Annotated in this window: 21 protein-coding genes; 10 read left to right on the top strand and 11 right to left on the bottom strand. The window is 44.5% G+C overall.

What is annotated here, in order from left to right:
* Positions 1-97: 97 nt before the first annotated feature.
* The 6 genes from ACO067_RS09820 to mobA all read left to right on the top strand — a co-directional run bounded on the left by ACO067_RS09820 (position 98) and on the right by mobA (position 6,729).
* The gene (locus ACO067_RS09820) at positions 98-481 is read left to right on the top strand and encodes an ArsR/SmtB family transcription factor (protein ID WP_421873545.1); all 384 of its coding nucleotides are present in this window, start codon (positions 98-100) and stop codon (positions 479-481) included.
* Positions 478-1,170 carry a YjjG family noncanonical pyrimidine nucleotidase gene (locus tag ACO067_RS09815; protein WP_421873541.1) on the top strand — a complete coding sequence of 231 codons (693 nt, stop codon included), beginning with the start codon at positions 478-480 and terminating at the stop codon, positions 1,168-1,170. Before ACO067_RS09820 ends, ACO067_RS09815 begins: the two co-directional genes overlap by 4 nt.
* A gap of 61 nt (positions 1,171-1,231) precedes the next feature.
* Positions 1,232-2,863, top strand: a complete 1,632-nt coding sequence (pruA, locus tag ACO067_RS09810; protein ID WP_421873540.1) for an L-glutamate gamma-semialdehyde dehydrogenase — start codon at positions 1,232-1,234, stop codon at positions 2,861-2,863.
* Between the two features lie 366 nt (positions 2,864-3,229).
* Positions 3,230-4,573, top strand: coding sequence for a vanadium-dependent haloperoxidase (locus ACO067_RS09805; RefSeq protein ID WP_421873538.1), 1,344 nt, complete (start codon positions 3,230-3,232; stop codon positions 4,571-4,573).
* Positions 4,574-4,579: 6 nt separating this feature from the next.
* A complete protein-coding gene (gene treF, locus ACO067_RS09800) occupies positions 4,580-6,175 on the top strand; it encodes an alpha,alpha-trehalase TreF (RefSeq protein ID WP_421873536.1) in 1,596 nt (531 codons plus the stop codon).
* A 5-nt stretch (positions 6,176-6,180) separates the two neighbouring features.
* Complete coding sequence (gene mobA / locus ACO067_RS09795) at positions 6,181-6,729, top strand: molybdenum cofactor guanylyltransferase (RefSeq protein WP_421873534.1); 549 nt, start codon at positions 6,181-6,183, stop codon at positions 6,727-6,729.
* Here the strand turns inward: mobA and ACO067_RS09790 are convergent.
* From ACO067_RS09790 to ACO067_RS09775, 4 genes are all read right to left on the bottom strand, one after another.
* The gene (locus ACO067_RS09790) at positions 6,726-8,147 is read right to left on the bottom strand and encodes a rubredoxin (protein WP_421873532.1); all 1,422 of its coding nucleotides are present in this window, start codon (positions 8,145-8,147) and stop codon (positions 6,726-6,728) included. The genes mobA and ACO067_RS09790 overlap by 4 nt on opposite strands.
* Positions 8,148-8,160: 13 nt before the next feature.
* The gene (locus ACO067_RS09785; RefSeq protein WP_421873530.1) at positions 8,161-11,673 is read right to left on the bottom strand and encodes a molybdopterin-dependent oxidoreductase; all 3,513 of its coding nucleotides are present in this window, start codon (positions 11,671-11,673) and stop codon (positions 8,161-8,163) included.
* A gap of 15 nt (positions 11,674-11,688) precedes the next feature.
* Positions 11,689-13,041, bottom strand: coding sequence for an MFS transporter (locus tag ACO067_RS09780; RefSeq protein WP_421873527.1), 1,353 nt, complete (start codon positions 13,039-13,041; stop codon positions 11,689-11,691).
* 315 nt (positions 13,042-13,356) lie between these two features.
* The gene (locus ACO067_RS09775) at positions 13,357-14,490 is read right to left on the bottom strand and encodes a Fic family protein (protein WP_421873525.1); all 1,134 of its coding nucleotides are present in this window, start codon (positions 14,488-14,490) and stop codon (positions 13,357-13,359) included.
* 397 nt (positions 14,491-14,887) lie between these two features.
* Between ACO067_RS09775 and ACO067_RS09770 the strand changes: the two genes are divergently transcribed.
* From ACO067_RS09770 to ACO067_RS09755, 4 genes are all read left to right on the top strand, one after another.
* Positions 14,888-16,030 (top strand): hypothetical protein, encoded by a 1,143-nt coding sequence (locus ACO067_RS09770; RefSeq protein WP_421873523.1) that lies wholly within the window; start codon positions 14,888-14,890, stop codon positions 16,028-16,030.
* Between the two features lie 313 nt (positions 16,031-16,343).
* A complete protein-coding gene (locus ACO067_RS09765; RefSeq protein WP_421873521.1) occupies positions 16,344-16,661 on the top strand; it encodes a type II toxin-antitoxin system RelE/ParE family toxin in 318 nt (105 codons plus the stop codon).
* Positions 16,651-16,938 carry an addiction module antidote protein gene (locus tag ACO067_RS09760; RefSeq protein ID WP_421873518.1) on the top strand — a complete coding sequence of 96 codons (288 nt, stop codon included), beginning with the start codon at positions 16,651-16,653 and terminating at the stop codon, positions 16,936-16,938. Before ACO067_RS09765 ends, ACO067_RS09760 begins: the two co-directional genes overlap by 11 nt.
* A 134-nt stretch (positions 16,939-17,072) precedes the next feature.
* Entirely contained in the window at positions 17,073-17,387 is a 315-nt protein-coding gene (locus ACO067_RS09755; RefSeq protein WP_421873516.1) for a hypothetical protein, read from the top strand.
* Positions 17,388-17,473: 86 nt separating this feature from the next.
* Here the strand turns inward: ACO067_RS09755 and ACO067_RS09750 are convergent, their stop codons facing one another.
* From ACO067_RS09750 to ACO067_RS09720, 7 genes are all read right to left on the bottom strand, one after another.
* Positions 17,474-18,286: an ABC transporter ATP-binding protein gene (locus ACO067_RS09750; RefSeq protein WP_421873514.1), complete on the bottom strand. Its 813-nt coding sequence runs from the start codon at positions 18,284-18,286 to the stop codon at positions 17,474-17,476.
* A gap of 3 nt (positions 18,287-18,289) precedes the next feature.
* A complete protein-coding gene (locus ACO067_RS09745) occupies positions 18,290-19,174 on the bottom strand; it encodes an ABC transporter ATP-binding protein (protein WP_421873512.1) in 885 nt (294 codons plus the stop codon).
* Positions 19,174-20,271: an ABC transporter permease gene (locus ACO067_RS09740; RefSeq protein WP_421873510.1), complete on the bottom strand. Its 1,098-nt coding sequence runs from the start codon at positions 20,269-20,271 to the stop codon at positions 19,174-19,176. The genes ACO067_RS09745 and ACO067_RS09740 overlap by 1 nt, the downstream gene beginning before the upstream one ends.
* A gap of 282 nt (positions 20,272-20,553) precedes the next feature.
* The gene (locus ACO067_RS09735; RefSeq protein ID WP_421873507.1) at positions 20,554-21,942 is read right to left on the bottom strand and encodes a CmpA/NrtA family ABC transporter substrate-binding protein; all 1,389 of its coding nucleotides are present in this window, start codon (positions 21,940-21,942) and stop codon (positions 20,554-20,556) included.
* 25 nt (positions 21,943-21,967) lie between these two features.
* Positions 21,968-23,230, bottom strand: a complete 1,263-nt coding sequence (locus ACO067_RS09730) for an alginate export family protein (protein WP_421873504.1) — start codon at positions 23,228-23,230, stop codon at positions 21,968-21,970.
* 186 nt (positions 23,231-23,416) lie between these two features.
* Positions 23,417-24,115, bottom strand: coding sequence for a Crp/Fnr family transcriptional regulator (locus ACO067_RS09725; RefSeq protein WP_421873502.1), 699 nt, complete (start codon positions 24,113-24,115; stop codon positions 23,417-23,419).
* A gap of 79 nt (positions 24,116-24,194) precedes the next feature.
* Positions 24,195-25,469, bottom strand: a complete 1,275-nt coding sequence (locus ACO067_RS09720) for a glycoside hydrolase 5 family protein (RefSeq protein ID WP_421873500.1) — start codon at positions 25,467-25,469, stop codon at positions 24,195-24,197.

The raw sequence follows: 25,469 nt of genomic DNA, 5'->3' as shown, positions 1-25,469 counted from the left end.
ACGTAAAAAGTTTTCATAAATTAGACCTCCTAACGTTTTTTAACGTCTGTATTAAGATCAAAGGTAATCACGAAAAAGGACTAGCCAATTTGGAACTATGCGTCTTAAGAACTTTAGTTTAACCTATGGAACTCAAATCTTCAAATCCTTCGGCGATGAGTCAAGGGTACGGATCATACATTTATTATACAAAAATGATGAGTTAGCGGTATCAGACCTGGAAGCTATTCTGGACTATACCCAGACAAAAACTTCACGCCATATCACTTATCTAAAGAATTCTGGGTTGGTCAACGCCACCAAGAAGGATCAGTGGATCTTTTATAGCATCAAAGATGAGGTGTATGATATGGTAGCTCAGATTTTTGAGTTTCTCAATAAGGATGTACAACTCCAAAAAGATCAACAAATCTGTAATGTCATGAACTCCAATCGAGAACTAGCTGCCAATAAGCTGGCTGCAAAAGGATATCGATCTTGAAACAATTTTCATACTTATTCTTCGATCTGGATCATACATTATGGGACTATGATACCAACGCCCGTAAAGTATTAACGGCACTGTATCATGAGTTTGAACTGAACAGCCAGATCAAACATGGTCCTGATCGCTTCCTGGAGATCTATTTCAAAACTAATGACGGTCTTTGGCACGATTACAACCAGGGTAGGATCACCAAAGAAGTGATTCGCAATGATCGATTCAAAATGGTATTGAGTAATTGCGGTGGGGCTGATCATTCCCGAGCACTGGAGATGAGCGATTATTTTCTAACCAATTGCCCCAGACAACCAGGAGTGATGCCAGGAACCAAAATGACCCTGGATTACCTGAAGAAGAAATATCCGATGAGCATCATTACGAATGGTTTTGATGACGTGCAGGAGGTCAAGTTAAAAGCCTGCGGGCTCCATGGTTACTTTGATCATGTGTTTACCTCTGAGACTATCGGTGTGAAAAAACCCAACCCCGAAATATTTGAATATGCATTGCAGGTACTAGGCATTCCCAAAGAATCGGTATTGATGATTGGTGACAATCCTAAGACGGATATTCAGGGAGCAACCAATGCAGGAATCACACCTGTGCTCTACAATCCCACCGGTCGGATCAAGTCTGAATGTGAGCTGGAGATCAAAAGTCTGTCAGAATTAATGACTTTGCTCTGAAAAAGAACCATGGCTTTTTTAGTTTTGTTGGCCTAGTAGAAACAAATAAACGACGAAAAATATGCCTAAAGGAAATTACTATATTCCGGCACCATCCAATGAGCCGGTGTTGACCTATGCACCGGGTACATCAGAAAGAAAAGCTCTGAAGGCGGCGGTTGCTGAAGCTCGCAAAGAGGAGAAGGACATCCCGATGTACATTGGTGGTAAGGAAGTACGCACAGGAAACAAAATACCCATGTCTCCTCCATATGATCACCAACACTTGTTGGGACATTTTCATGAAGGAGATGCATCTCATGTGCGGCAGGCCATTGATGCCGCTATGAATGCGAAGCAAGCCTGGGAAGACATGGCCTGGGAGCACAGAGCAAGTATTTTTTTGAAAGCTGCAGACCTGATCGCTGGTCCATACCGGGCAAAGATTAACGCCGCTACCATGCTCGCTCAGTCCAAAAATGCCTTCCAGGCAGAGATAGATGCGGCTTGTGAGCTTATTGACTTTCTAAGGTTCAATGCATCCTACATGCAGGATATCTACATGGATCAGCCAGAGTCGTCTCCAGGCGTTTGGAACCGCATGGAATACCGTCCGCTCGAAGGATTTGTATTTGCAATCACTCCATTCAACTTCACAGCTATTGCCGGTAATTTACCTGCAGCTCCAGCCCTAATGGGTAATACGGTGGTTTGGAAACCAAATTATACGCAGATCTATTCAGCACAGGTCATTATGGAAGTATTTCAGGAAGCTGGTTTGCCTGATGGTGTGATCAACTTGATTTACGTAGATGGTCCAGTAGCTGGGGATGTAGTGTTCAAACATCCGGATTTTGCGGGCCTGCATTTTACTGGAAGTACCGGTGTTTTCAAACATCTCTGGAAAACCATCGGCCAAAACATAGACCTGTACAAAGCTTATCCGAGAATCGTAGGGGAAACTGGCGGTAAAGACTTTGTGGTAGCGCATGAGTCTGCTAATCCACAGGAAGTAGCCACAGGTCTTATTCGAGGAGCTTTTGAATTCCAGGGGCAAAAGTGTAGTGCCGCCTCCAGAGCATACATTCCTTCCAATATCTGGAAAGATGTGAAGAATCATATGGAAGCAGCACTCAAAGAGATCAGCATGGGTAGCCCTGAAGACTTTTCCAATTTCGTGAATGCGGTCATTGATAAAAAGGCGTTCGATAAAATCACGGCTTACATAGAGCAAGCCAAGAAGGATAGCGACGTAGAAGTGCTGTTCGGTGGTGATTATGACGATTCTGTTGGATATTTTATTGAGCCGACAGTTCTTTTGGCAAAAGATCCCAAGTATACTACCATGTGTGAAGAGATCTTTGGTCCGGTGTTGACCATCTATGTATATGAGCCAAAGGATTTTGAGGCAACACTTCAAATGGTGGACGAAACCTCACCTTATGCGCTGACCGGGGCGGTCTTCTCCAAAGATCGTGAGGCAGTAGAGCTTGCGGCAAGGAAACTTAGAAATGCGGCTGGGAATTTTTACATCAACGATAAGCCTACAGGGGCTGTAGTTGGTCAGCAGCCTTTTGGTGGAGCAAGAGGCTCAGGAACCAATGATAAAGCCGGGGCTGGTATGAACTTGTTGAGATGGGTGAGTGCTCGGACAATTAAGGAGACGTTTGTGCCTCCAAGAAATTATCGATATCCATTTTTAGATAAAGAATAAGCTTAATTCCATAGTTAGGAATAACAAAAGCCATCGGACCGGTCGAAACAAAATGCTAATTAGTATGAAGAGGTGACCAGCCGATGGCTTTTCGTGATATATGGGATAGCTTATGAATGCGTACTCAACCAATATTTGTCTAGAAGCGAAATAGTTCCTAAAAGAATGAATCCTATAATAGTGACTAACATGATGCTAAAAGTTTAATTGATAGGGTAAAGGTATGACGGGTTCTTACCAATGTAAATACCAGAAAAGGGGTAATCTAATTGCACAAAAGAGGTATTTTTTAGGAATTTATTGAGATTGACATTTGTTCCTGTGGTTGGTTAACTTTACCCGAAAATCATCTAACAAGGAGAATGTATGAAGAAGTATTTTTTAATTGCACTGGTGGCAATTGCTTTTTGGGGATGTAAGGAAAATACCGCTCATAAGGCGATTTTGAATGATCCCGAGACCTATCAGCGAACAATTAAGCAATTGACAGATGTAATCGTTTACGACATTTTTTCACCACCTGTTGCTAGTCGCGTTTATGTTTACCCAAACATTGCTGCATTTGAGATTCAAGCAGCTTTCAAACCAGATACCCTGGTTTCACTGGGTGGTCAGCTGACAGGCTTTGCCACTCCACCAGCACCACCAGCTGGCCAACGGATTGAGCCAAACCTGGCTAGTCTTCATGCCTTTATGAAAATTGGGCAGACCTTGATCTTTTCAGAGGACAAGATAGAGGAGTATCGAAATGCATTGTATACCAGACTGGAAGAAAGTGGACTTCCAGAAGAGGTGAAGGAAAACTCCATTGCTTATGGAGAGCTGGTAGCCGACCATGTATTGGCCTGGGCAGATAAGGATAATTACAAGCAAACCAGGACGTTTCCGAAGTACACGGTACAAAATGAAAAGTTTCTCTGGAAGCCGACCCCACCGGATTATATGGAAGGGATAGAGCCTCACTGGATGAAGATTCGCCCGATGGTCCTGGATTCTGCCAATCAGTTTCCTCCGCCACCTCCACTGGAGTTGACCATGGAAGAGAACAGCGAGTTCTATAAGCAGTTGGTGCAGGTATATGAAGAAGGTGGAGGACTGGACGATGGCAAACGGGCTATAGCAAAATTTTGGGATTGCAATCCGTATGTGTCTCACCATAGAGGACACGCCATGTTTGCAACTAAGAAGATAACCCCGGGAGGTCACTGGATTGGGATTGTGGCGATTGCTACCAGAACGGCAGGAAGTGATTTTTCGGAAACTGTGGAGGCTTATACGCGCACATCCATCGCGTTGTTTGATGGATTTATTAGCTGCTGGGACGAGAAGTGGAGAAGCATTGTGGTGCGTCCAGAGACCTTGATCAATCAGTACATGGATGAAGAATGGGTGCCACTATTGCAGACGCCACCTTTTCCAGAGTATACCAGCGGACATAGTGTGATTTCCAGAGCTGCGGCTGTGACACTGACAGATTATTTAGGTGATAATTTTGCATTTACAGATACCACAGAAAATGAATATGGACTGCCCACCAGGGAGTTTGATTCATTTTTGCAGGCTAGCGAAGAGGCTGCCATCAGTCGCTTATATGGAGGAATCCATTACATGATGGCAATCAAAAACGGTGTAGAACAAGGAGAAAAAGTGGGGGATTGGGTAGTGAGCAACGTTCAAACCAGAAAGAATCAGGCAATAGCAACTAACTAATAACCCATGAAATCATCGAACTTACTCAAAATAGCAGGCCTCATGGTACTGCTATTTTTTTCTTGTACAAAATCGAAGGAGGTACCAGAGCAGGAAGGTTTCTATGAGCCCTGGGAGTCCTTGGGTCCTTTGTTTCACGATGTGCAAATCGCCGGGGTATTTCCAGACTCTAAGACTTTTGTAGACTGCACACCCAGGAAAAACCCCTATGAAATAGCCGCTGAATACGAGCAGGTAAAGAATAGTCCTGACTTTGATCTGGCCGGTTTCGTCAAGGCAAATTTTGACGAACCTATCGCCCCAAAAGTAAAGTCTGTTGAAGAAAATGAGTTTTTCGAAGAGCACCTGGACAACATGTGGGTCAACCTAACGCGTGAGGCCAGTGACACTTCTGGGACTTCCACCCTGATAGCACTGCCAGGCAAATACGTAGTGCCAGGTGGTCGTTTCCGTGAGATTTATTACTGGGACAGCTACTTCACCATGATCGGCTTGGGAGTGTCTGGACGTGATGACCTGGTGAAACTGATGGTGGATAATTTTGCCTACCTGATTGATTCAGTTGGGTTCATCCCTAATGGAAACCGCAGCTACTACCTGGGTAGAAGTCAACCGCCCTATTTTGCACATATGGTCAATCTATATGCTCAGCTCACCAGTTTGGATGATGCCGTGCGGTACTTACCGATGATTGAGAAAGAGTATGAATTCTGGATGAAAGGCGCAGACCAACTCAATGCTACTAACCAAGCGGTGAATAGAACAGTTCTTTTAGGCGACACGCTTATCCTCAACAGATACTATGACTTTCTGGATTTCCCTCGTCCAGAATCCCACAAGGAAGATTTTGAATTAGCAGAAGGACTTAGTGCGGATGAAAAGAGTCAGCTGTACAGAAACCTGAGAGCCGGAGCAGAATCTGGCTGGGACTACAGTACCCGATGGTTTGAAGACAAGGATAAGTTTGCTACTATTCGCACTACGGAGATACTTCCCGTCGATCTAAACTGCCTGCTGCATGGTGTAGAGATCATTCTCACCAGGATGTATGCTCATACAGGAGACATGGATAAGGCCACTGAGTTTGCCGCAAAAGCAGCCGACCGTCAGGAAGCACTACAGCAGGTCTTTTGGAATGAAGGCCAGGGAGCGTTTACTGATTATGTGTGGACAGAAGATAGGTTAGAAGATCAGGTTACCATGGCTACAGCATATCCACTTTATTTCCGTATTGCCACAGAGGAACAGGGGATTCAAACGATGAGTTACATTGAGGAACATCTACTGATGCCTGGAGGACTGGTTACTACTACTATTGAATCGGGACAGCAGTGGGATTATCCAAATGGCTGGGCTCCGCTGCAATGGATCGGAATCAAAGGTATGGAGCACTATGACAATGCAGAGCTTGCCACGGATATTGCCGAGCGCTGGCTTTCCGTCAACAAAAAGGTGTATACCAATACCGGCAAAATGATGGAAAAGTACAATGTGGTAGACACCACGCTCACAGCTGGTGGCGGAGAGTACCCCACACAGGACGGGTTTGGATGGTCTAATGGAGTGGCATTGGGATTGATGGCAAAAAAACCTGTATATTAAAGATTATGAAAGCATTGATGCTAATAGGAGGCAAAAGCGAGCGTATGGGTGTGGAGAAACATCTGCTGGAAGTTAACGGTAGAGCGCAATACCATCACTTGTATAACTTGCTTGCCGAAATGGGGTTGGACGTATGTGTCTCATGTAACATTGAGCAATATCGAAGTTTACCCGAAAGCCACTACAAGCTGGTAGATCAGTATAATGCCATTGGTCCAATAGGTGGATTGGTAGCGGCCATTAATCACCGTCCGCAAGAGCCTTGGTTGGTTGTGGCTTGTGATTTGGTGAATGTGACCAAAGGCACCATTCAGAAGTTGTTGGATGCTATGGATGATGCTCATGACATCATCACCTATCAAAAAGAGAATATTGACTATCCGGAGACGACAATCACTATTTACCAACCAACGTCATTCCGAAAAGTACTGGATCAGGTGGAAATGGGTTTGTATGGTTTGCAGCGTATTTTGGATGATTGTAAAGTGAAAAAGATCTCTCCGGAAGATTCATCAGAGCTTAAGAATGTGAATACTCCAGAGGATCTCGGTTAAGCAATGCTCAATTTCTGAAAACCATCCTTCTTGCCTCCACAGGTGGGACAGACATAATCTCCCGGGAGTTCATTGAAAGTAGTTCCTGGAGCTACTGCGGCTTCAGGGTCTCCATATTCGGCATCATAAACAGTCTGGCAGTGTATGCATTGATAAAGCTCCTTTTCGATGTTGTCCCGGATGGATTTGACTTTAGGAGACTCCTGAGTTTCTTCGTTTAGGCTTTCATAATAGACCAGGCTCAGTTCCACTATCAATGGAGCCAGAACTGTTTTGTGGACGTCCTTTGCGTAATAGCGATACTCATTGAGGTTGGGATTGAAGTTTTTGCTATAGAGGAGGTTGTACATGTTCTCTCCCTCTGCTTTTTCAATGACCACTGAGGTGAACAAGGTAATATCTGTCGAACTCTTGATGGTAAATGTCAGTCCATAGGTGCTGATGTCCTGTTTGTCCAGTTCCCGCACCAGATAGAACTTTAAGTCCAATGCCTCCTGATCTAGCGCTGGCAGGTGCCAGTTCAGCTCCAAAGCGGAGTGCCTCAGGTTCATGCCAAACTTACCCATCAGTTTCTCCCAGCCGAGTCGATCTTTTTCTAAAATGCCTTTGATCACAAAAGACTTCCATGGTGTCAGCGTCACTTTTCCCACCTCCGTCTCAATGCATCGCTCGATGATGGCCTTAAGTGTGGTGATTTTGTATTGATTATTGCGCCAGTAAAGCCCAAGCCAGTATTTTTCATCAGCCTGTCGGTGGATTCCTTCATAATAGGGAAAGTGCGTTTCCGGCAAGATCAGATTTTCGGTTACAGGCTGGGTATTCATGTTGACATTTTCGGTCAGGAACTCAAAAATGGCCTTGTAGTCCCAGTCATTTTCAGTGATGTCATTGTCCTCTAAGGCTTTTGCGATTTTTACCAAATCCTCCGTGTAGACTAAAAGTGGCATTTGCCATGGGGCATTCTGAATGCGCTTGAAGCGCAAGTAAACATACCAGTAGTTTTCCTGACTTGAAGCAATAAAGTTTACCTGTCCGGTAAATAAAGGAACCAACGCCTGGGAAGGATCCACTACATTGATCCGCAGTTTCGTACGGTAGTCGAAAGCATTGAGAATGTAATGATAGATATGTGATGCAAGCCACTTTTTACCTGGCAATATGTCCAGTGCCACGTAGCTGCTCAGAATGTTTTGGTACTCAAATGTGTTGATTTCGTATTCTGTCTTAATCGACTGAAAGGTTTCATCGAGGATGGCTTTGCTCTTTTCTTTAGCGGCAAACAAGATATCCTGACGGGAGCCAAAATGAATGTTTTGTGCACCTAATTTTTCAGCGATCAGAAGCACCTTCAGAAAGTCTCCGGGAGAGATGATTCCCCCTTTCACAAAAACACGAACTAAGTCTTTTACCTGCATCATCTAAACAAATATATCATGAACTCACTGGTTGTATGGATCGGTCGATCAGGCGTTTTACTTCTGATTTGCAACTTCCACAGCCCAATCCTGCCCCAGTTGCCTGACAGAGTGAATTGAGGTTTTCATGTCCGGCGGAAATGGCTTCTGTCAAATTTCCTTCTCCCACATTGTTGCAGGAGCAAACCAGCTTACCCCTGGCTGCTGCCGGTGCCTGTCCCGATCGCAGCAATTGCATGCGTTTGTCTGAAAGTTCAGTCCCGCTATCAATCAATTCCTTGTATTCGGCAAATTCCGTTTTATCACCGAGGAGGATGGTTCCCACCAGCTTGTCATGGTGTATGATGCACTTCTTATAGAAGAGCGCCTCCCGGTCCAAAAAGGTGATTTCACTGTATCCTTTGCCATTCACTGGGATCTCTGCCAATCCCACTGAGCACAGATCCAGACTTGGGAATTTGAGAATGTTCATCGGCGTGGTGCCTGTATAGAACTGTGATGGATCACCAGCTAGGTATCGGGCACAGATGTCGGCTTGCTGTTCTGCTGCAGCGGTTATCCCAATCATTTTTTGGCGATGCTCGGCTATTTCACCAAGAGCAAAGATGTCTGGATCGCTAGTCTGTAGGTAGTCATTGACCTTGACGCCTCTACCACAAGTAATCCCACTATCCGATAGAATTTTTATGTTAGGTCGGGTCCCTATGGCATATACTACCGCATTGGCCGTTACTTCATGTCCACTTTTTAGCGTGACATCCAGGAGCTTTTCCTGATTTTCCGAAATGCTGGTAACCTCATCATTGGTATAAACACGCACGCCCAGGTCTTCTACATATTCTCTGAGCATCGCACTGGCCACCGGGTCCAGTTGGCGTTCCATCAGACGCGAACCGAGCTGGATGATGGTGCTATGCACCTGTATTTCGGTGAGTGCAGCTGCCAATTCCAGACCGAGCAAGCCACCCCCAATAATCAATACATGGCTCCCTGGACAAATATTCTCTTTCAAATCGTCAGCATTGGTCCGATCACGCATGGTGAAAACACCAGGTAGGTTCATTGGCGCATTTGGTGGCACAAACGCACGACTACCTGTTGCCACAATGAGTGTATCATAGCTATGCGTTTCATTTTGGCTGTCGGTGACTGTTTTGGATGCTCTATTGATCGATTCAATGGGATTGGACGGATGCATCGTCAGATTCAGTTGGCGAAGTTCCTCTTCCGTGTACTTCACCAGGTCTTCCCATTCCTTCGTTTCGTTGACATAGTCGGGCAGCAGCACGCGATTGTAAAATGGCCACTGCTCTTTGGAGAAAACATGGATTTCATCTGTTTGATTGAATTCCCGATAGGTATTTACGAACCGATAGGCCGCAGCGCCTGCTCCGACCACCACAATTTTCTTTTTAGCGGGCTGGTATAGTTCTACCTCAACAGCAGAAAACTTAAATCCAGGTTGTTTGGATTTCGGGTCTACTGCCTCACTGGTCAGATTGTTTGCCCGATTGAGGTCGTGGTTGAGTTTTTTACCCCAGTGCATGGGTAGAAATACGACTCCTTTCTTGATGCTCTCGGTGATTTTCGCAGCTACCTGAACCTCGCCACGCGCGTTTTTTATTTTCACCGGGGCTCCATCCCTGATCCCTCTTACCGCTGCATCTGAGGGATGAATTTCCAGAAATGGCCGGTCAGTGTGTTTGTTCAGTTTGGCTACTTTCCCTGTTCGGGTCATCGTGTGCCACTGATCTCGCACACGACCGGTGGTGAGGATCAGTGGAAAGTCCGGGTTGGTTGGTTCGTGCTGGAGCTCGGGGCCTGCTGTGTGTATGTTGGCGCGTTGATCAGCAGTGAGAAATTTTCCGTTTTCAAAGAGCCGTGGAGTGCCTTCATGATCCGTTTCGGGCACCGGCCACTGGATAGATCGGTGCATTTTAAGTTTTTCATAAGAAAGACCCGACACATCGATCGGTGTACCCTTCGTCATGCGAGCATACTCATCGTAAATATCGGATGCGTCTTTAAAATCAAATCCATGATATCCCATGGCTCTGGCAAAGCGCATGATGATCTCAGAATCGGGTAGTGCTTCTCCGGGAGCATCGATGACTTTGGGCAAATAGGTAACCCGTCGTTCTGAGTTGGTCATGGTGCCTTCCTTCTCCAGCCAACCGGCAGCCGGTAGAATCAAGTCGGCATATTTGGCTGTGTCACTCTTTTTAGAAATGTCCTGTACGATCACGAATTTGGCGGCCTTCAAAGCTTCATCTACCAGTCGCGCATTGGGCATGCTCACAGAAGGATTGGTGCAAATGATCCAGACGGCTTTCATCTTTCCGGTCTTAAGTGCTTCGTACATTTCGGTAGCGGTGAGACCAGGTTTTTCCTGAATGGATTCTACTCCCCAGAAGTCCGCAACTTCCTGACGATGCTGTGGGTTGGCCAGATTTTTATGTGCTGCCAGTAGATTGGAGAGGCCTCCTACCTCACGTCCACCCATGGCATTGGGTTGGCCTGTTAGGGAAAAAGGGCCTGAACCGGGCTTCCCAATTTTGCCTGTGATTAGATTAAGGTCGATGAGTGCCAGGTTTTGGTTGACTCCCGCGGTGCTTTGATTCAATCCCATCGCCCACATGGTGATGAAGCCTTTGGACTGTCCGATCAGGCGTGCCGTGTGGATGATATCTTCCACAGAGACCTGACAAATTGCCGCATATTCTTTAAGCGACCTGGAGCGCACTTCTTTGACATACGCTTCAAACCCGTTGGTATGATTACTGACAAACTCATCGTCTACCAGGCCATGATCAATCAGGTAGCGACCAATGGCGTGAAAGAGCATCATGTCGGTGCCCGGCTGCACCTGTAGGTGAATGTCAGCTAAAGCACAGCTATCCGTAACCCTTGGATCGACTACAATGATTTTTACGTCTGGATTTTCTGCTTTGTGCTTTTCTATTCTTCTGAAAAGAATCGGGTGGCACCATGCCGGGTTCGCACCAGCAATCAAAATGGTGTCTGAAAGTTCTATGTCTTCATAGGAAATCGGAACGGCGTCATCACCTACGGTTTCTTTATAACCTACCACTGCTGAGCTCATGCACAGTCGGCTGTTAGTATCAATGTTGTTGGTGCCGAGGAATCCTTTGACCAGTTTATTGGCCAGGTAGTACTCTTCAGTGAGGCACTGGCCCGAGACGTACAACCCCACACTGTCCGGGCCATGCTCACGAATAAATGTTTTGAATACGGCTGCAGCTCGTTCGATGGCCGTATCCCAGCTGATTTCTTGCATTGGATGCCGACGGCTCCAGCGCATTTGTGGCTTGAGTAGTCGGTCACTTTGATCCATGGCTGTGTAGTGCAGATTCATGCCTTTGGAGCATAGCATCCCTTTGTTGACGGGATAGTCCGCGTCGCCTTCCAGCTGGAGGCGTCCTTTGTTGCTTTTGCGCACTTTGATGCCGCATCCTACTCCGCAGTAGCTACAAACAGTCTTGTATGGTTCACTCCATTTTTGTGGCATAGATCAGGTCGGTTTTTATGAAGTGGCGGTTGCGAGTTCAGGCTGTAACTGGATAAGTTCTTCTTCTTTTCGGCTTTCCTTGCGAGCTATGACTTCTGCTTTTTTAGAAAACCGGATAAGGAAAGTGGAAAATGATACGGCCATCACAATGAAGCCAAGCACAAAGAATGAGTCGGTCCATTCCAGTCCAGTCAGATTCTTTTTGAACAGTAGCATACCAGCCACTGCGCCGGCATTTCCACCAGCACCTACAATTCCGGACACCATACCCAGTGCTTTTTTGTTGACAAAAGGGACGACACTGTAGGTGGCACCTTCACTCATTTGTACAAATAGACTGAATAGTAGCAGCGAGGCAATGATCAGTGGAATGGTACCCATTCTGGAAAAGAGTATCAGTGCAAGACTTTCTACAAACAAGGTGATAAAAAGCCATCGAACCCGTCCATTGAGTCCGCCGGTTTTACCAAATCGGTCGCCAAAAAAGCCACCGAGCGAACGGGCGAATAAGTTCATCAGCCCAAACAGTCCTGCAATAAGACCGGCTGTTTTGATGTCCATATCGAAGTAATCGATAAAGTATAGTGCTGCCTTGGAGTTGACAATGAGTTCTACTCCAAAGCAGGCACCATAGATGATAAACAGTAACCAAACCTTATAATCTCCTAATACTTTACTGATGTTATCTTTGGACTTTTTCTCTTTCTTTTTGGTATCCAGGTAGTTATAGTTTCCCTTCGGTGTGTCCTGGGTGAAATAGTAATAAACAATCCCCATGACAAAGAGCATGATGCCTGGGCCTATCATGGAAAGTCTCCAGGCGAGAAATTCGGATCCCGTATATGCCAGAGCTCCCGCAAAGATGATGGGCATGACCTGCTGGGTCACTCCGCCACCAAGATTACCCCAGCCGGCAGTGGTAGCATTGGCCGTGCCCACGATGTTGGGTGCAAACATCACCGAAGTGTGAAACTGCGTGATGACAAAACCCGCGCCGATAGCACCGATAAACATTCTGGCTAATAGAAACTGCTCATAATTTTGGACCATTCCGATCAAAATGACCGGAATGGAACCAAGGATTAGCAACCAGGTGTAGGTAACTCGAGGGCCTATCCGGTCGCATAACCAACCTATGATAAGTCGCATGAAAACAGTAGAGGCCACAGCGATCATGTTGGTATTGACAATCTGATCGGTAGTGATGCCGAGATCTTCCCGGACAATTGCCAGCATGGGAGCAATCCCAAACCAACCAAAAAAACAAAGAAAAAAAGCCATCCATGTGAGGTGGAAAACCCGCATGTTGATGGACTTGAGGTTGAAAAGTTCGATCCTTTTGGCTTTGCCGTTCTTACTTGTTTCCATACTAAGTTTTATTACGTAGTTCTGAAGAACGTCTAAACTACGTAATTACTTAGATAAAAGTAAGTAATAATACGTATTTAAATTTGCGTAAAATTTAAGCGTGTGGATAATGTGCTTCTGCTTATTTAAGAAAATGGCCAAAAACTTAAATAAGGAGTATCACTAATTAAGAAAATGAATGAAAACTTAAATAAGGTTAGTTCTTAATTAAGTTCGGGTTATTTGAGTTGCAAGTTCTGAGCCATATCATACGGATTGAGTTCAATGATTCAGGTGGACTTAAATACACAACTAAAGTGAGCATGAGCTAACCTACTACTGTTCATTACTAAACAGGTCAATATATTCTTTGAAGAAATAAACTTTTCCTCTTTTGCTACCTGTAACTTCATGCAGAATTTTTAGCGTCTCTAATTCTTCGATTAGTTTGTAAACTGAAGGCATGGATAAGCCAGTAATTTCTCTTACCTTTTGAGCATCAATAATTGGGTGCTGATATAACTGTTTGGCAATAATACTTGCATTGGCAGAGCGGCTACCCATGGACTGTACGCGAATTTCAACATCTTGCTGAAGCTTTAATATACTATCAAAAGCGGAAATACTGCTTTTGGCAGTTTCAATAACCCCAACCAGGAAAAATTTGAACCATTGAGTAATATCGGCCTTCTCCCTGACCCGCATCAGATTATCGTAATAAAGTGTTCTATTTCTTTCGAAGAAATCAGATAGATAGAGGATTGGTTTCTTTAGAATTCCTTTTTCTACTAAATAGAGAGTAATCATGAGTCTTCCCACTCTTCCATTACCATCCAAAAACGGATGAATCGTCTCGAATTGATAGTGTATCAATGCGATCTTCAATAGTTCTGGAAAGTAAGTGTTCTGACTATGAGCAAACTTTTCAAGATCACTCATATACTCATCTATTGTAGAATGAATGGGTGGAATAAAGGTGGCATCTGCTATGCTTGCTCCACCTATCCAGTTCTGGCTTGTTCGAAATTCACCTGGTAACTTGTGTTTACCCCTGACCCCAGAAAGCAGTATTTCATGTGTTTGTTTAATCAAACGTGATGAAAACGGCAATTCTTCTAAACTATTGATAGCCTGGTTTAGCGCTGAAATATAATTCTGAACTTCTTCCCAGTCATCTCTTCTTTCTTCTGCTACATCTTCTTTTTCGAGCAGCGCTTCCTCGATATTCGTTTTAGTTCCTTCGATTTTACTGGATTGAGTTGCCTCCTTAAGCACGTGCATGCTAATGAATAAATCAATATTGGGAATGTACTCTGAATACATGTCAAGTCTTCCAAGTTGTCTATCAGCTTGGCTTAATAGATGAATCAATTCCATGTTTTCAATCACCCAATCCCTATTGATCTTCTCAGGTTGAAAACTCTTGTAAGACCCTTGAGTAATATATTTACCAGATGTGAAGTGTTTCATTTCCCTCGCTTTTTATTTGATCAAAGATACTTCTTATTTAAGAAAATGATCAAAAACTTAAATAAGGGGTATTGCTAATTAAGAAAAAGAATAAAAACTTAAATAGGAATGCTTATTAATTAAGAAAAACATAAAATATTTAAATAAGGGAAATCGTTAATTAACGAAATGAATGAAATGTTAAATAAGGGTACTTCTTAATTAAGCTGCCAGGAGAGTTGCCTTACCAGGAATGGTTTGATCTGTTATAGAATCTACTATCAATACCCTTAGCTAATGAGCTGTGTGAAGTGATATAAGTAGCTTATAGAGAGAGGTTTACGAATAATAATAGTCGTGTTTCACTTCCTGTTGTGGCATAATTCCGTTATTTTAGTTGTAAACTCCACTTAGCGTTATGACTCCATTTTTTAAACTCCACGTTGCGCATATACGGTTCTATATCATCGTGGTAATAGCTACCATTCCTTTTGTAAGTTGTAAGAAAAAGGATGAACACGGATTTCGAGAGCAGAGCATTCAGGTCCAGTTTTTGGATATTGGACCGGGTAGAAATGATGGGATCAATCGTGGATATGGAATTGTGCTGACAAATCCGTTCTTGCTTTCTGGCATTAGGGAGTACACCTATCTGGACGGTAAGTGGGAGCAGACTGGTACTGTCACCGATGAATCAGCAGGATGGGCATGGCTTGATGACCTTAAATCCGATGGAAAGCAGCACCTCATTGCACTCGGACATAAATACTTCGAGGAGACCTATAATATCGAACATCAATACTTTACCGAATTGACTTATGACGCAGAGGAATGGAAGCGTGATACGATCTATTCTTCTGATTTTGAGGTCATCGTGGGGGGATTTGCGTCAGGGAAGTTTTCCAATCAGGATACCAAAAGTCTGATTGTACAGGAATTGGATATTGGCGAAGAAAGACTCATTGAGGTGTTTTTTACGGGGACGGAATGGAATACCCGGCTGATTGAAATCCTGGATTCTGATGACCCAATAGTTGGCATGGCCGCTGGTAATGTTCGTGGGCTGGATAGAGATCATGTATACCTATCGTCTCGATCCGGCCGATTATTTGAGCTGGCCTACGATGGGGAATGGCAAAAGACTGAAATGCCCCAGATCTTTCCGGGTGAACCAGAAGTTTCCTATGCTTACTCATTTTTACTGCAACCAATAGATGAAACGGGTTCACTCTATGTAATGGGTGTGGAGAATTTCTATGAATATTATTTCGAAAATGGCAGTTGGTCACGAGAGGTTCTTTCATCCACTATTGGCGGTCCATTTGAGATCGAGTATGGGGATGTGCGCAATGATGGTGTGAATCGCTTGTATATGCCTGCCATCTTTGGAACCATTTACGAAATCACTCCTGGAAGTGAAAAAGCCGAAGTGAATAAATACCGACTAAGCGGATCAGATGCCGTTCAAAACATTCTGATTGCGGATGGACGCAATGATGGGGTCAATCGGGTCTACGTAGTTCAAGGCTGGACCAACAATCTGGAGCTTACTTATCGCTAGTCATTTTGAGGTTTTCTGGTTATTCGAATTGTAAACTCTAAGTACTAAGGATCCTCGTTGCAAACGAGGATCAGGGGAGGAACTCTCACCGTGAATCTGCCACCGAGAAAGTTCTGTGCTGTTTGTAAGCTTCAGTTCGCAGGATTTTTCTCTTTCTGAAACTGCCTTGCCGACAGGCAGGCGCAGTGCCACTTGGATACTTTGGAAGCACTTCAGATCAGTTGCACAATAACGAATGTTGTGAGGTATCACTTCTAAATGCATATTTCAACGGAAAATTGCAAAACTGTATCCAAGTGAATACATTTGTCGTGTGTATTCTATTGAAAAGACGGAGGTATTTGACAAGTGGTTGAGGAAATTAAAAGACCAACGAGCAAAGGCCAAAATCCTCTTCAGAATTCAAAGAATTGAAGAACATGGAAATTTTGGTGATTGCGAACCAGTTGGAGAAGGAATCAGTGAACTAAGAATCCACTACGCCAAAGGATATCGAGTCTACTTGAAGGAACATGGAGGCACTATTGTCTTACTTCTGAACGGAGGAACTAAATCAACTCAACAGAAGGACATAGACAAAGCCAAAAATTTATGGTCGAACTATAAAGACGAACTTGAAGATGGCAACTAAAGAAATAACCAAATTCGACATTGCTGAATACCTAGATGATGATGCAATGATCGCAGAGTATTTGAACGCTATTCTTGAAGAAGGTGATGCAGAGGACATCAAAACTGCTCTCGGCCATGTGGCTAAAGCACGTGGAATGTCCAAAATTGCTGAGGAAACAGGCTTAAGTAGGCCTAGCTTATATAAAGCTCTAGCGCATGGCTCGAAACCTCAATTTGACACTATTCTTAAAGTGATAAGAGCTGTAGGTGGCAACTTGAATGTTCCAACTGCTTAATTAAAACGCCTCACAACAAACTAAAATGAATATGCTGAGGCAGTTGAAATGACAGTGCGAAAGGGAAATTTCAGTACTTCTAGCAGCTGGGGCGCATACTCATTTTAGGAAATTCAGGGATCCCCGCAGAACTCATGAGTAACATTTTCATATTTATCGCACTACTTTTCGCACAGGAACCAACGCTTAATTTTGAAGCAGATTGTGACGATCTAAGCAGTTGGATTGGGGGAATTCAAGGTATCGAACATTCCAAGAAAACATATCCGTATATGATGGCTGAATGCCATACTAACTTGAACTACGATCTTATTTGGGGCAAACCGAAGAAGGAATCAAAAGATCTCTCCTTTCGGCTCATGCAACACCTCAACTCCAAAACGGACGAAGAAATCGACCAATTGAAATGCTTTACTTTCGTCATTCCAAAGGTGGAACCGGCTTTCTGAAAAGGATTCTATGCTGCTTCACTTACAGCTTCTTTCATGGTGGTCGACAGGTCCATGTACAGCTCGGTCTAAGCTGTTATTTGGGTTTAGTGATTCAAAAAATCGAGGAGGTATCCGCGGTAATCGTAATAATCTGGATGCTCCAGCACTTCCTTCCGGTTTCTTGGTCGCTCGAATGGGATTTCCAGTTCATCACCGATTTTGGCATAAGGCCCACTGGTCATCATGATCACCCGGTCGGCCAGGAAAATCGATTCGTCCACATCATGGGTGATAGCCACGGCGGTGATTTTTTCCTTTTGCCAGATCTCCAGCAAGACATCCTGGAGTTCTCCGCGTGTCAGGGAGTCCAGCATTCCAAATGGCTCATCGAGCAGCAGGACTTTCGGCTTCAGTGCAAAAGCCCGGGCAATCCCTACCCGCTGTTGCATGCCTTGAGACAGGTCGGTCGCTCGTTTGTGGAAGTCGTTCCCTAGTCCAACCTTGTCCAGGTAGTATTTGCAAATTTCTTCTTTCTCTGCTCGTGATGCGCCTGGAAATACCTGTTTCACCCCGATCATGACGTTTTGCAAGGCAGTGAGCCAAGGCAGTAAACTTGGCGACTGAAAGACCACTGCACGGTCCGGACCTGCTTCCCGGACGGGATCTCCATCAACGATGATTTGTCCACCACTGATGTCATTTAGCCCGGCGATCATCGTGAGCAAGGTGGATTTACCACAGCCGGAGTGCCCGATGATGGAGACAAATTCTCCTTGCCGAATGGAAAGCTGCAGATCATCCAGTACCACATAGTCACCAGTGGGGGTGGGATAGACTTTTCTTAAATTTTGGCAGACCAGCATTTCTGCTTGAGCAACTGGTTCTGGTATATAGGGTATTGCTTCTTGTGCTTGCATGGTCTAGAAATATTTTACGGTTTCTTTTTTCTTCTTTCTTCCGAAAATGACTCTACCCGGCATGGTAGGCTTCAGGTCCGGTAGGATGTACTTTTGGTCACTCACCTGTCGTCTGGTAGCGCCTACTTCGATCAGGTATTCCAGAATGTCATTTCTCAACCTTTTGTATTGATCATCCTTATTGATAGTGGTCACATCTCTGGGCCGATCAAATGGCACGTTAAACTCTGGTCCGAGCGTTGCATTGGGGCCGGGAGTCAATGGAATGATGCGATCAGCCATCAGTATTCCCTCATCCACATCGTTGGTGATGAGGACCGCTGTTTTCTTGTTCTGACTCCAGATTTTGATGATTTCTTCCTGAAGGGTCCCACGAGTCAAGGCATCCAGTGCACTTAGAGGCTCATCCATTAGGAGCATTTCAGGGTTCATGGCCAGTGCTCGAGCTACGGATACGCGTTGACGCATACCACCTGATAGTTCTGCCGGTTTTTTGTCCTTGGCCGGGGTGAGGTTGACCATTTCGATGTAGTTCAAAATGTGAGCTTCCTTTTCCGATTTGGACATTTTAGGAAACACTTCGTCTACCGCCAATTTCACGTTGCTGTAAACCGATAGCCAGGGCAGTAGCGAATAGTTCTGGAAAATCACGCCACGGTCTGGTCCCGGTCCGGTGATTCTTTTGCCTTTCAATAATACCTCGCCTTGGTCTGGAAAGTGAAGTCCATTGATCAGGTTGATGAGGGTGGTCTTACCACTACCGGAAAACCCGACGATCGCTAAAAACTCTCCTTCGTTTACCTTCAGATTGATGTCTGAAAGTACGTCAATTTTATTCGATCCCACTCCGAAGGATTTGGAGACATTGTTTAGTTCGAGTATCGCCATTATGCCATGCTTTTATTGAAACTCATCATATTTTGTACACTTAGCATGATGCGATCCAGTAAGAATCCGATGATCCCGATTACGAACATCGCCACAATGATCTTGGCGTTGGAGTCGTTAGCGCCGTTTTGGAATTCTTCCCAAACGAATGAGCCGAGACCAGGACTTTGTGCCAAAAGTTCGATGGCAATCAACACCATCCAGGCTACTGACACGGTAATCCTCAAACCAGTGAAAATCAAAGGAAGTGAGGCGGGTAAGATGATCTTAAAAATATTCTGACCGATGTTGAGTTTGAGCACCTTGGCTACATTGATGTAGTCTTTATCTACTGTGCTCACGCCCATGCTGGTATTGACCAGGGTCGCCCACATGGCGCAGAGTCCGACGCTGATAAATGAGATGATGAATGATTTGTCCAAACTAGGGTCGGTGATGACTGTTTTCACAATCATGAAAACCAGCAGCAGCCACACCACCGGAGAAACCGGTTTAAGGATTTGAATGAGCCAGTTGAAAGAAGTTCTTAAAGAAGGACTGAGACCGATAATGATCCCGATGGGCACAGCAATAAACATGGCCAATAAGAAGCCAGCTGCTACGGTTTTCAGGCTCGTGCCAATTTGGTCTAGAAACGAAGGTCTTCCAGTATAGGTGATTGGGTCCAGACCCTGCGCTTCTCGTTGGGCATTGGTGTCAGCCACCTTTTCTCTAAAATCATCTTTCTTTTCGCTAATGCTCAGATGGTCTTCCCAAAGAGCAGTAAATGCGGAATAAACCTGCGCGGGTGAAGGGAGGGTGTTTGGTTGGCAGGAAATATCACCTGAGGCAATGCATTTCTCCATGGCAATAGCTGCCTCTTCACCTTGTTCTTCCCTTGCTTTTTCTATTCTAGCTGAAGCTTCGCTGTTGTAAAGTGCTGTTGCCCCGGCATGCCAGATGGCAATGAATAGTACGATGGATAGCAGCGGAAGCAGTGCTTGTTTAAAAAAGAGTTTTCCGTTTTTGGCATGCTCTTCTCCACTGAATATGCGGATCAATGGCTCCAGGAAGCCCAGGCCAAGCATTTTTAGCGTTTTGATTGATTTGTTCTTCATGACGTTGGTATTTGATGAAGTAATGAATGTGTTTAGGATGTTGGTGCGAGGGCTGGACGGGCCATGCCCTCAGACACCAACGTCTATTTTTTATTAATTGAAATTGTCAAGTCTAGATCCTGAAATAAATTCAGGATGACACGCTTTTATTTTTCTGGATTATTATTTTTTTTGATCATGCTGAACTTGTTTCAGCATGACTGTCCTTTTTAAAGGGTTTCAAGTTTGGCTCAATTCTCATCCTGAACTTGTTTTAGCATCTTCGTTTGAGACTTGACAGTCTTATAAACTCTCGTCTTTATTCCCGATGTTGAAGCTATTGATGTAACCGATTGGATCTTTTCCATCATAAGTGGTGCCGTCAATGAAGTCACTGGTGACTGCCTTATATCCATCCGTTTCGGGTACATCCGTTGCGGGAATCTTGCCTTCTTCTACCAGCGCTTTAGCGGCTTCTTTCCAGATATCAGGACGGTAGATGTCTTTGATGGTGCTATGATACCAGTCTGCAGGCTTGCTTTCCGGAATCTGTCCCCATCGCCTCATTTGTGTTAGGAACCAAATGCCATCTGAGTAGAATGGATAGGTGGCGTTGTATCGGTAGAATACGTTGAAATCGGGCATTTTTCGCTTATCGCCCTTTTCGAATTCGAAGGTTCCTGTCATGGAATTGGCAATCACCACAGAATCAGCTCCGACATATTCAGGCATGGACAGAATTCCTACGGCTCTAGGTCGGTTGCCCGGAGTGTCGAGCCACTTTGCAGCACGGATCAGGGCTTTTGTTACCGCTATGGCCGTGTTTGGATTTTCCTCTACAAACTTCTTGGTCATCACGAATACTTTTTCCGGATTGTTTTTCCAGATATCATAATTGGTCGTTACGGGTACCCCTATTCCCTTAAAAACTGCCTGTTGATTCCATGGCTCACCCACACAGTAGCCATAGATGGTACCTGCTTCAAGCGTAGCTGGCATCTGAGGAGGTGGTGTTACCGAAAGCAGAACGTCTGCGTCTACCTGCCCCTGAATGTTGTCTGCTGTATAGAAGCCAGGGTTGATTCCGGCTGCAGCCAACCAGTACCTAATCTCATAGTTGTGTGTAGAAACCGGAAATACCATTCCCATTTTGAACGGACGGCCGGAGTTTTTAAAATCCTTCACCACCGGAGCCAATGCGTCTGCTTTGATCGGATGGATTGGTTTGCCCTCAGTATCCATCGGAACATTGGGCTTCATTGCTGACCAAACTTCGTTGGATACGGTGATCCCGTTTCCATTAAGATCCATGGAGAAAGGCGTGACCAGCTCTGCCTGACGGCCAAATCCAGCGCCTGCGGCAATGGGCTGACCTGCTAACATGTGCGATCCATCCAGCTGCCCATCGATCACTCTGTCAAGGACATTTTTCCAGTTGGATTGCGCTTCGATGGTAACAAACAATCCTTCATCTTCAAAATAGCCAAGTTCTTTGGCTATGGCCAATGGTGCCATATCTGTCAGTTTGATGAACCCAAAGGTGAGCTGTGGCTTCTCAATCATTAATTTGGATGAACTGGATTCTTTGGCTTCCTCAACAGAAGCTGATTTGTTTTTGGCCGTGCCTCCTGTACAAGCTGTCCAGATGGTTGCCAGTACGACTAATATGAGTGTGCTTTTTAATATTCTCATGACTATCAATTTTGTAGTTGTCAATTTATTTCGAAGTGAAAAGGGTAGGTTTGAAGGTGATCATGGTCCATGCCCAACACTGTAGAGCACTCTTGTCTCCACCGCGTAGCGCTTCCATGGTGTCGGTGGCAAACATTTGTGAATAGCCCAGATTCCAAACCACACCACCTTTTAGTTTTTTCACAAATACCAGATCTACCTCAGTACCCATGGCTTTATTAAGTTCATTTCCTTCAGTATCCAATTGGGTAGATCCTGTCATGAATTCATGGATATTCGCTTTTAAGGCGCCTCCAGCAAGGTTGAAACTGGTTTTTAGGTAGATGTCAGTCACTCCCACAGATCCGTTCGCAGGTCCTACGTAGAAGTAATCCATGAAGCCATTGTGAGCGTGATTGGTACCGAAATCAGGGCTGAAAGCGGTGATATCTGAGGAGGTGTCTCCGTCATCCTTTCCAGAGACGTATTCGACTCCCAAAGTGAGTGGCGTCAATGATGTGGTAAAGGTCGCATTGACCCCAGCTAGCATTGCGTTCACTTTGTTTTTACTTAGCTCACCTGTTTGGTAGTAGAAATCTCCTGCCAGTTTGATCGAGCCCAGTTTCTTAGATGCCACCAACCCAAAGGTTTGTTTGTATGAAACTGTGGTGTCTGGATTTTGGTAACCTGCGTTGAATGCAAGGAGAGAAATAGAGCCTTCACTAATTTGCTGATTGTACCAGACGTATTGGAAAGTTTTATAGTTTCCACTGACGCTGTAATATCCAGCTCCTGGAGATTGAAGAAATGCTGGCTCCGGAATGTCATCATCTTGATTATAAGCAAAGCCTAGGTGCAGTTTGCTCTTTTGAGTTTCATAAAGGAATAACAAAGCGTCATGTCTGCGTCCTTGCTGAGCCCACTCCAGTCCCCCAATGAATCTTTGGTTGTCATAAGAGATGATCTGGCGACCGACTTTGAGTGAAAAAGTATTGGTGAAGTAATACTGACCCCATGCTTCGCTGATGAATGTCTTTCCATACTCCTCTTTGAAAATCTGTGGAGTTTCCCCCCAGATGCGAATGTCCTGAAAAGCTACTCTGAACTTGAATGCGGAATCAGCATAATCCAGGTAAAGTCTGGACCGCTGCTCTGTGAAGAAAGAAGCAGTTTTGGCTTCCTCTGTTAACGTCTTGAATCCATTTCGGAATTCGGATCTTGGACGAACTTCTGCTGAAACAGACACTTGCGCATGCGCCCCATATCCGAGGGTGAGCATCAGCACAGTTAGGTAGGTAAGTTTTTTCATAATCTCTTAAGTTTAGCTTTAGTCACTACGAATTATGAATAAGTATAATTACGTAGATATGTGCAAACCTAGAGTCTTATACGTAGATGTTTTATGTCTGCCTGTCAGCGTAAAACAGTCTTTTGGGACACAAAAAAACCTGCGAATGCACAGGTTTGAATCCATAAATAGCTCAATTATAGTGCATTAACTATCCAGAAAGTAATTGTGCTCAGAAATCTCTTTTCTAAGTAATTCTACGTTTTTGATGGCAATTCGCTTACCTGGAGTTTCTATGAGGCCTTCTTTTCTAAGAGCGGAAAGCGTACGAATGACTTGCTCTTCAGTAGTGCCCGCAAAGTCTGATATTTCCTTTCTGGATAGTCTAAGGTTTAAGAGGTCATGTGTCCTACCAAATTTACGATTGAAGTACAGTAATGCATCGATTACTTTTTCACGTACGGTCATTTGGGCAAATTTCTTCACTTTCGTCTCACTTCGGTTGAGTTCCTCGGCATAAAAGGTCATGAGATCATAAGTGAGCGTGGGAACTTCCAGAAGCATTTGATGTAGCGTATCGCTGGAGAAATTACAAAGAACTGTGTTTTCTAAAGCGACAGCATTGATTTGATACGTTTGACCAGCTCCAAATCCACGGTGCCCAATGGTCTCACCATTTCCGGTGAAGCGAACGATTTGTTCTTTACCGTTAAGACCTGTTTTGGCAACTTTTACTTTCCCATCCTGGACGAAGTACAGACCGTGAACAGGAGATCCCTCTATGATGAAGCTTTGTCCTTTCTTACAGCGTAGCGTAGCTTTTTTTTGAATGAAGGGATGTAGTTTTTCCTGGCGGCAGTTTTTCTTGATGACACATTCCTGATTGGAACAGCTGAAGCAATCCATAGTCATTTCATTTGAATACGTAAAAATACGTATTTAAATATGAATTTTCTACGTAATTACTCATTTACTTGCGGCAGATCTATTCGTTTAGTATGTCGCAGTAGGTTTTGACAATATCAATGGTGCTCTTATCCATATCATAAACAGAGTACCAACCCTGCAGCTCGTGTGCAGGATCTCCAATCAAATCGTTACCTACTTCCCAAAATCCTCCAGCTTTAGTAGGACGACCTTCGCCTCCCCAGGACCAAAAATTACAGCCTTGCAACGGACTGTCATTATGCGCTATAAGGTAGGAAAAGATCCACCTGTAAAATCGATTGCGGTAGGATATGTCACTATCAACCTCGAAGTTTCCATAATCTCTGGATACCCCAAATTCCTCTAAAACGAGTGGTTTACCAAGTTTTTCGGCCTTCCGGATTTGACCATCTAGATATCTCAACGCTTTTGCTCGGGCTTTTTCAAATGAGCTAGTATCCTTCGGATCAAACCACCCCCAGTTTTGGATCCAGAGATGTGTGGTAGCATAGTCGATGTGTTTTGATTTGTTGTCTTTGTAGAGATCCGTTCCAGAGATCTTGGTGGATGTGTCGCCCTCAGCTCCTACGGATACCAGATGATTGGGATCCAGACTTTGGATGAGTTTGGCTGTTTTCTTGATCCATTTGCGGTATTCACGTGCGTGGCTATATCCTCTGGGCTCATTGGCTAGTTGCCAGGCCATGATGGTAGGGTCATCTACATAAGGTATGTTGCTGATGCTGTTTTGCCTGGAGATTAAGAACCTTATGAAATCATGATACATATTGATAGCATCTTTTTCGCTGTAAAACGATTCTGAATAGTTTATGAAGTCATCCCACGAACTACCGCCAGCTATGTCTGGGTAGGGTATCTTACTGTTGTTGGCCCAGGAAACATATTGAGGAAATCCACCACTCCACATCCAAAAATTTCCAAGACAAACTACAGCTTTCATGTTGCGTTTGCCCATTTCTATTAAGAGGAAGTCAAGTCCCTGAAGCAATTGCTCATTGTATACTCCGGGTGATGTTTGGAGGATTGGTTTGTTTTGATAAGGGCTTTCTTCTGGTCCCTCACTGGCAGCCATGATTCGGAGGTTGGTAACCCCCATGGATGCAAGGCGATCGAGTTCCCTGGTCAGTCGACTCTGTTGCGCTTTGTTTCCAGCTCCCAGGTTCATACCATACCAAAGATTGGTACCAATGAAACGGTATGGTGCTCCATCCAATGTAAGGTGCTGGTTTACAACTTGGACAAAGGCTTTCTGACTGAAAGTAGGAAGTGAAAGGTGTACTGCCAGACAGGTAAATACAATTAGATTCTTCAT

It is taken from the genome of Marinoscillum sp. (assembly GCF_965229915.1).
Lineage (GTDB): Bacteria > Bacteroidota > Bacteroidia > Cytophagales > Cyclobacteriaceae > Marinoscillum.
This window is presented reverse-complemented; position numbering and strand designations above follow the sequence as displayed.

Excerpts from the sequence above, each read along its gene's own strand:
- ACO067_RS09820 (WP_421873545.1), top strand. The coding sequence starts at position 98 with ATGCGTCTTAAGAACTTTAGTTTAACCTATGGAACTCAAATCTTCAAA.
- pruA (WP_421873540.1), top strand. The coding sequence starts at position 1,232 with ATGCCTAAAGGAAATTACTATATTCCGGCACCATCCAATGAGCCGGTG.
- ACO067_RS09805 (WP_421873538.1), top strand. The coding sequence starts at position 3,230 with ATGAAGAAGTATTTTTTAATTGCACTGGTGGCAATTGCTTTTTGGGGA.
- treF (WP_421873536.1), top strand. The coding sequence starts at position 4,580 with ATGAAATCATCGAACTTACTCAAAATAGCAGGCCTCATGGTACTGCTA.
- mobA (WP_421873534.1), top strand. The coding sequence starts at position 6,181 with ATGAAAGCATTGATGCTAATAGGAGGCAAAAGCGAGCGTATGGGTGTG.
- ACO067_RS09790 (WP_421873532.1), bottom strand. The coding sequence starts at position 8,147 with ATGATGCAGGTAAAAGACTTAGTTCGTGTTTTTGTGAAAGGGGGAATC.
- ACO067_RS09785 (WP_421873530.1), bottom strand. The coding sequence starts at position 11,673 with ATGCCACAAAAATGGAGTGAACCATACAAGACTGTTTGTAGCTACTGC.
- ACO067_RS09780 (WP_421873527.1), bottom strand. The coding sequence starts at position 13,041 with ATGGAAACAAGTAAGAACGGCAAAGCCAAAAGGATCGAACTTTTCAAC.
- ACO067_RS09775 (WP_421873525.1), bottom strand. The coding sequence starts at position 14,490 with ATGAAACACTTCACATCTGGTAAATATATTACTCAAGGGTCTTACAAG.
- ACO067_RS09770 (WP_421873523.1), top strand. The coding sequence starts at position 14,888 with ATGACTCCATTTTTTAAACTCCACGTTGCGCATATACGGTTCTATATC.
- ACO067_RS09760 (WP_421873518.1), top strand. The coding sequence starts at position 16,651 with ATGGCAACTAAAGAAATAACCAAATTCGACATTGCTGAATACCTAGAT.
- ACO067_RS09755 (WP_421873516.1), top strand. The coding sequence starts at position 17,073 with ATGAGTAACATTTTCATATTTATCGCACTACTTTTCGCACAGGAACCA.
- ACO067_RS09750 (WP_421873514.1), bottom strand. The coding sequence starts at position 18,286 with ATGCAAGCACAAGAAGCAATACCCTATATACCAGAACCAGTTGCTCAA.
- ACO067_RS09745 (WP_421873512.1), bottom strand. The coding sequence starts at position 19,174 with ATGGCGATACTCGAACTAAACAATGTCTCCAAATCCTTCGGAGTGGGA.
- ACO067_RS09740 (WP_421873510.1), bottom strand. The coding sequence starts at position 20,271 with ATGAAGAACAAATCAATCAAAACGCTAAAAATGCTTGGCCTGGGCTTC.
- ACO067_RS09735 (WP_421873507.1), bottom strand. The coding sequence starts at position 21,942 with ATGAGAATATTAAAAAGCACACTCATATTAGTCGTACTGGCAACCATC.
- ACO067_RS09730 (WP_421873504.1), bottom strand. The coding sequence starts at position 23,230 with ATGAAAAAACTTACCTACCTAACTGTGCTGATGCTCACCCTCGGATAT.
- ACO067_RS09725 (WP_421873502.1), bottom strand. The coding sequence starts at position 24,115 with ATGGATTGCTTCAGCTGTTCCAATCAGGAATGTGTCATCAAGAAAAAC.
- ACO067_RS09720 (WP_421873500.1), bottom strand. The coding sequence starts at position 25,469 with ATGAAGAATCTAATTGTATTTACCTGTCTGGCAGTACACCTTTCACTT.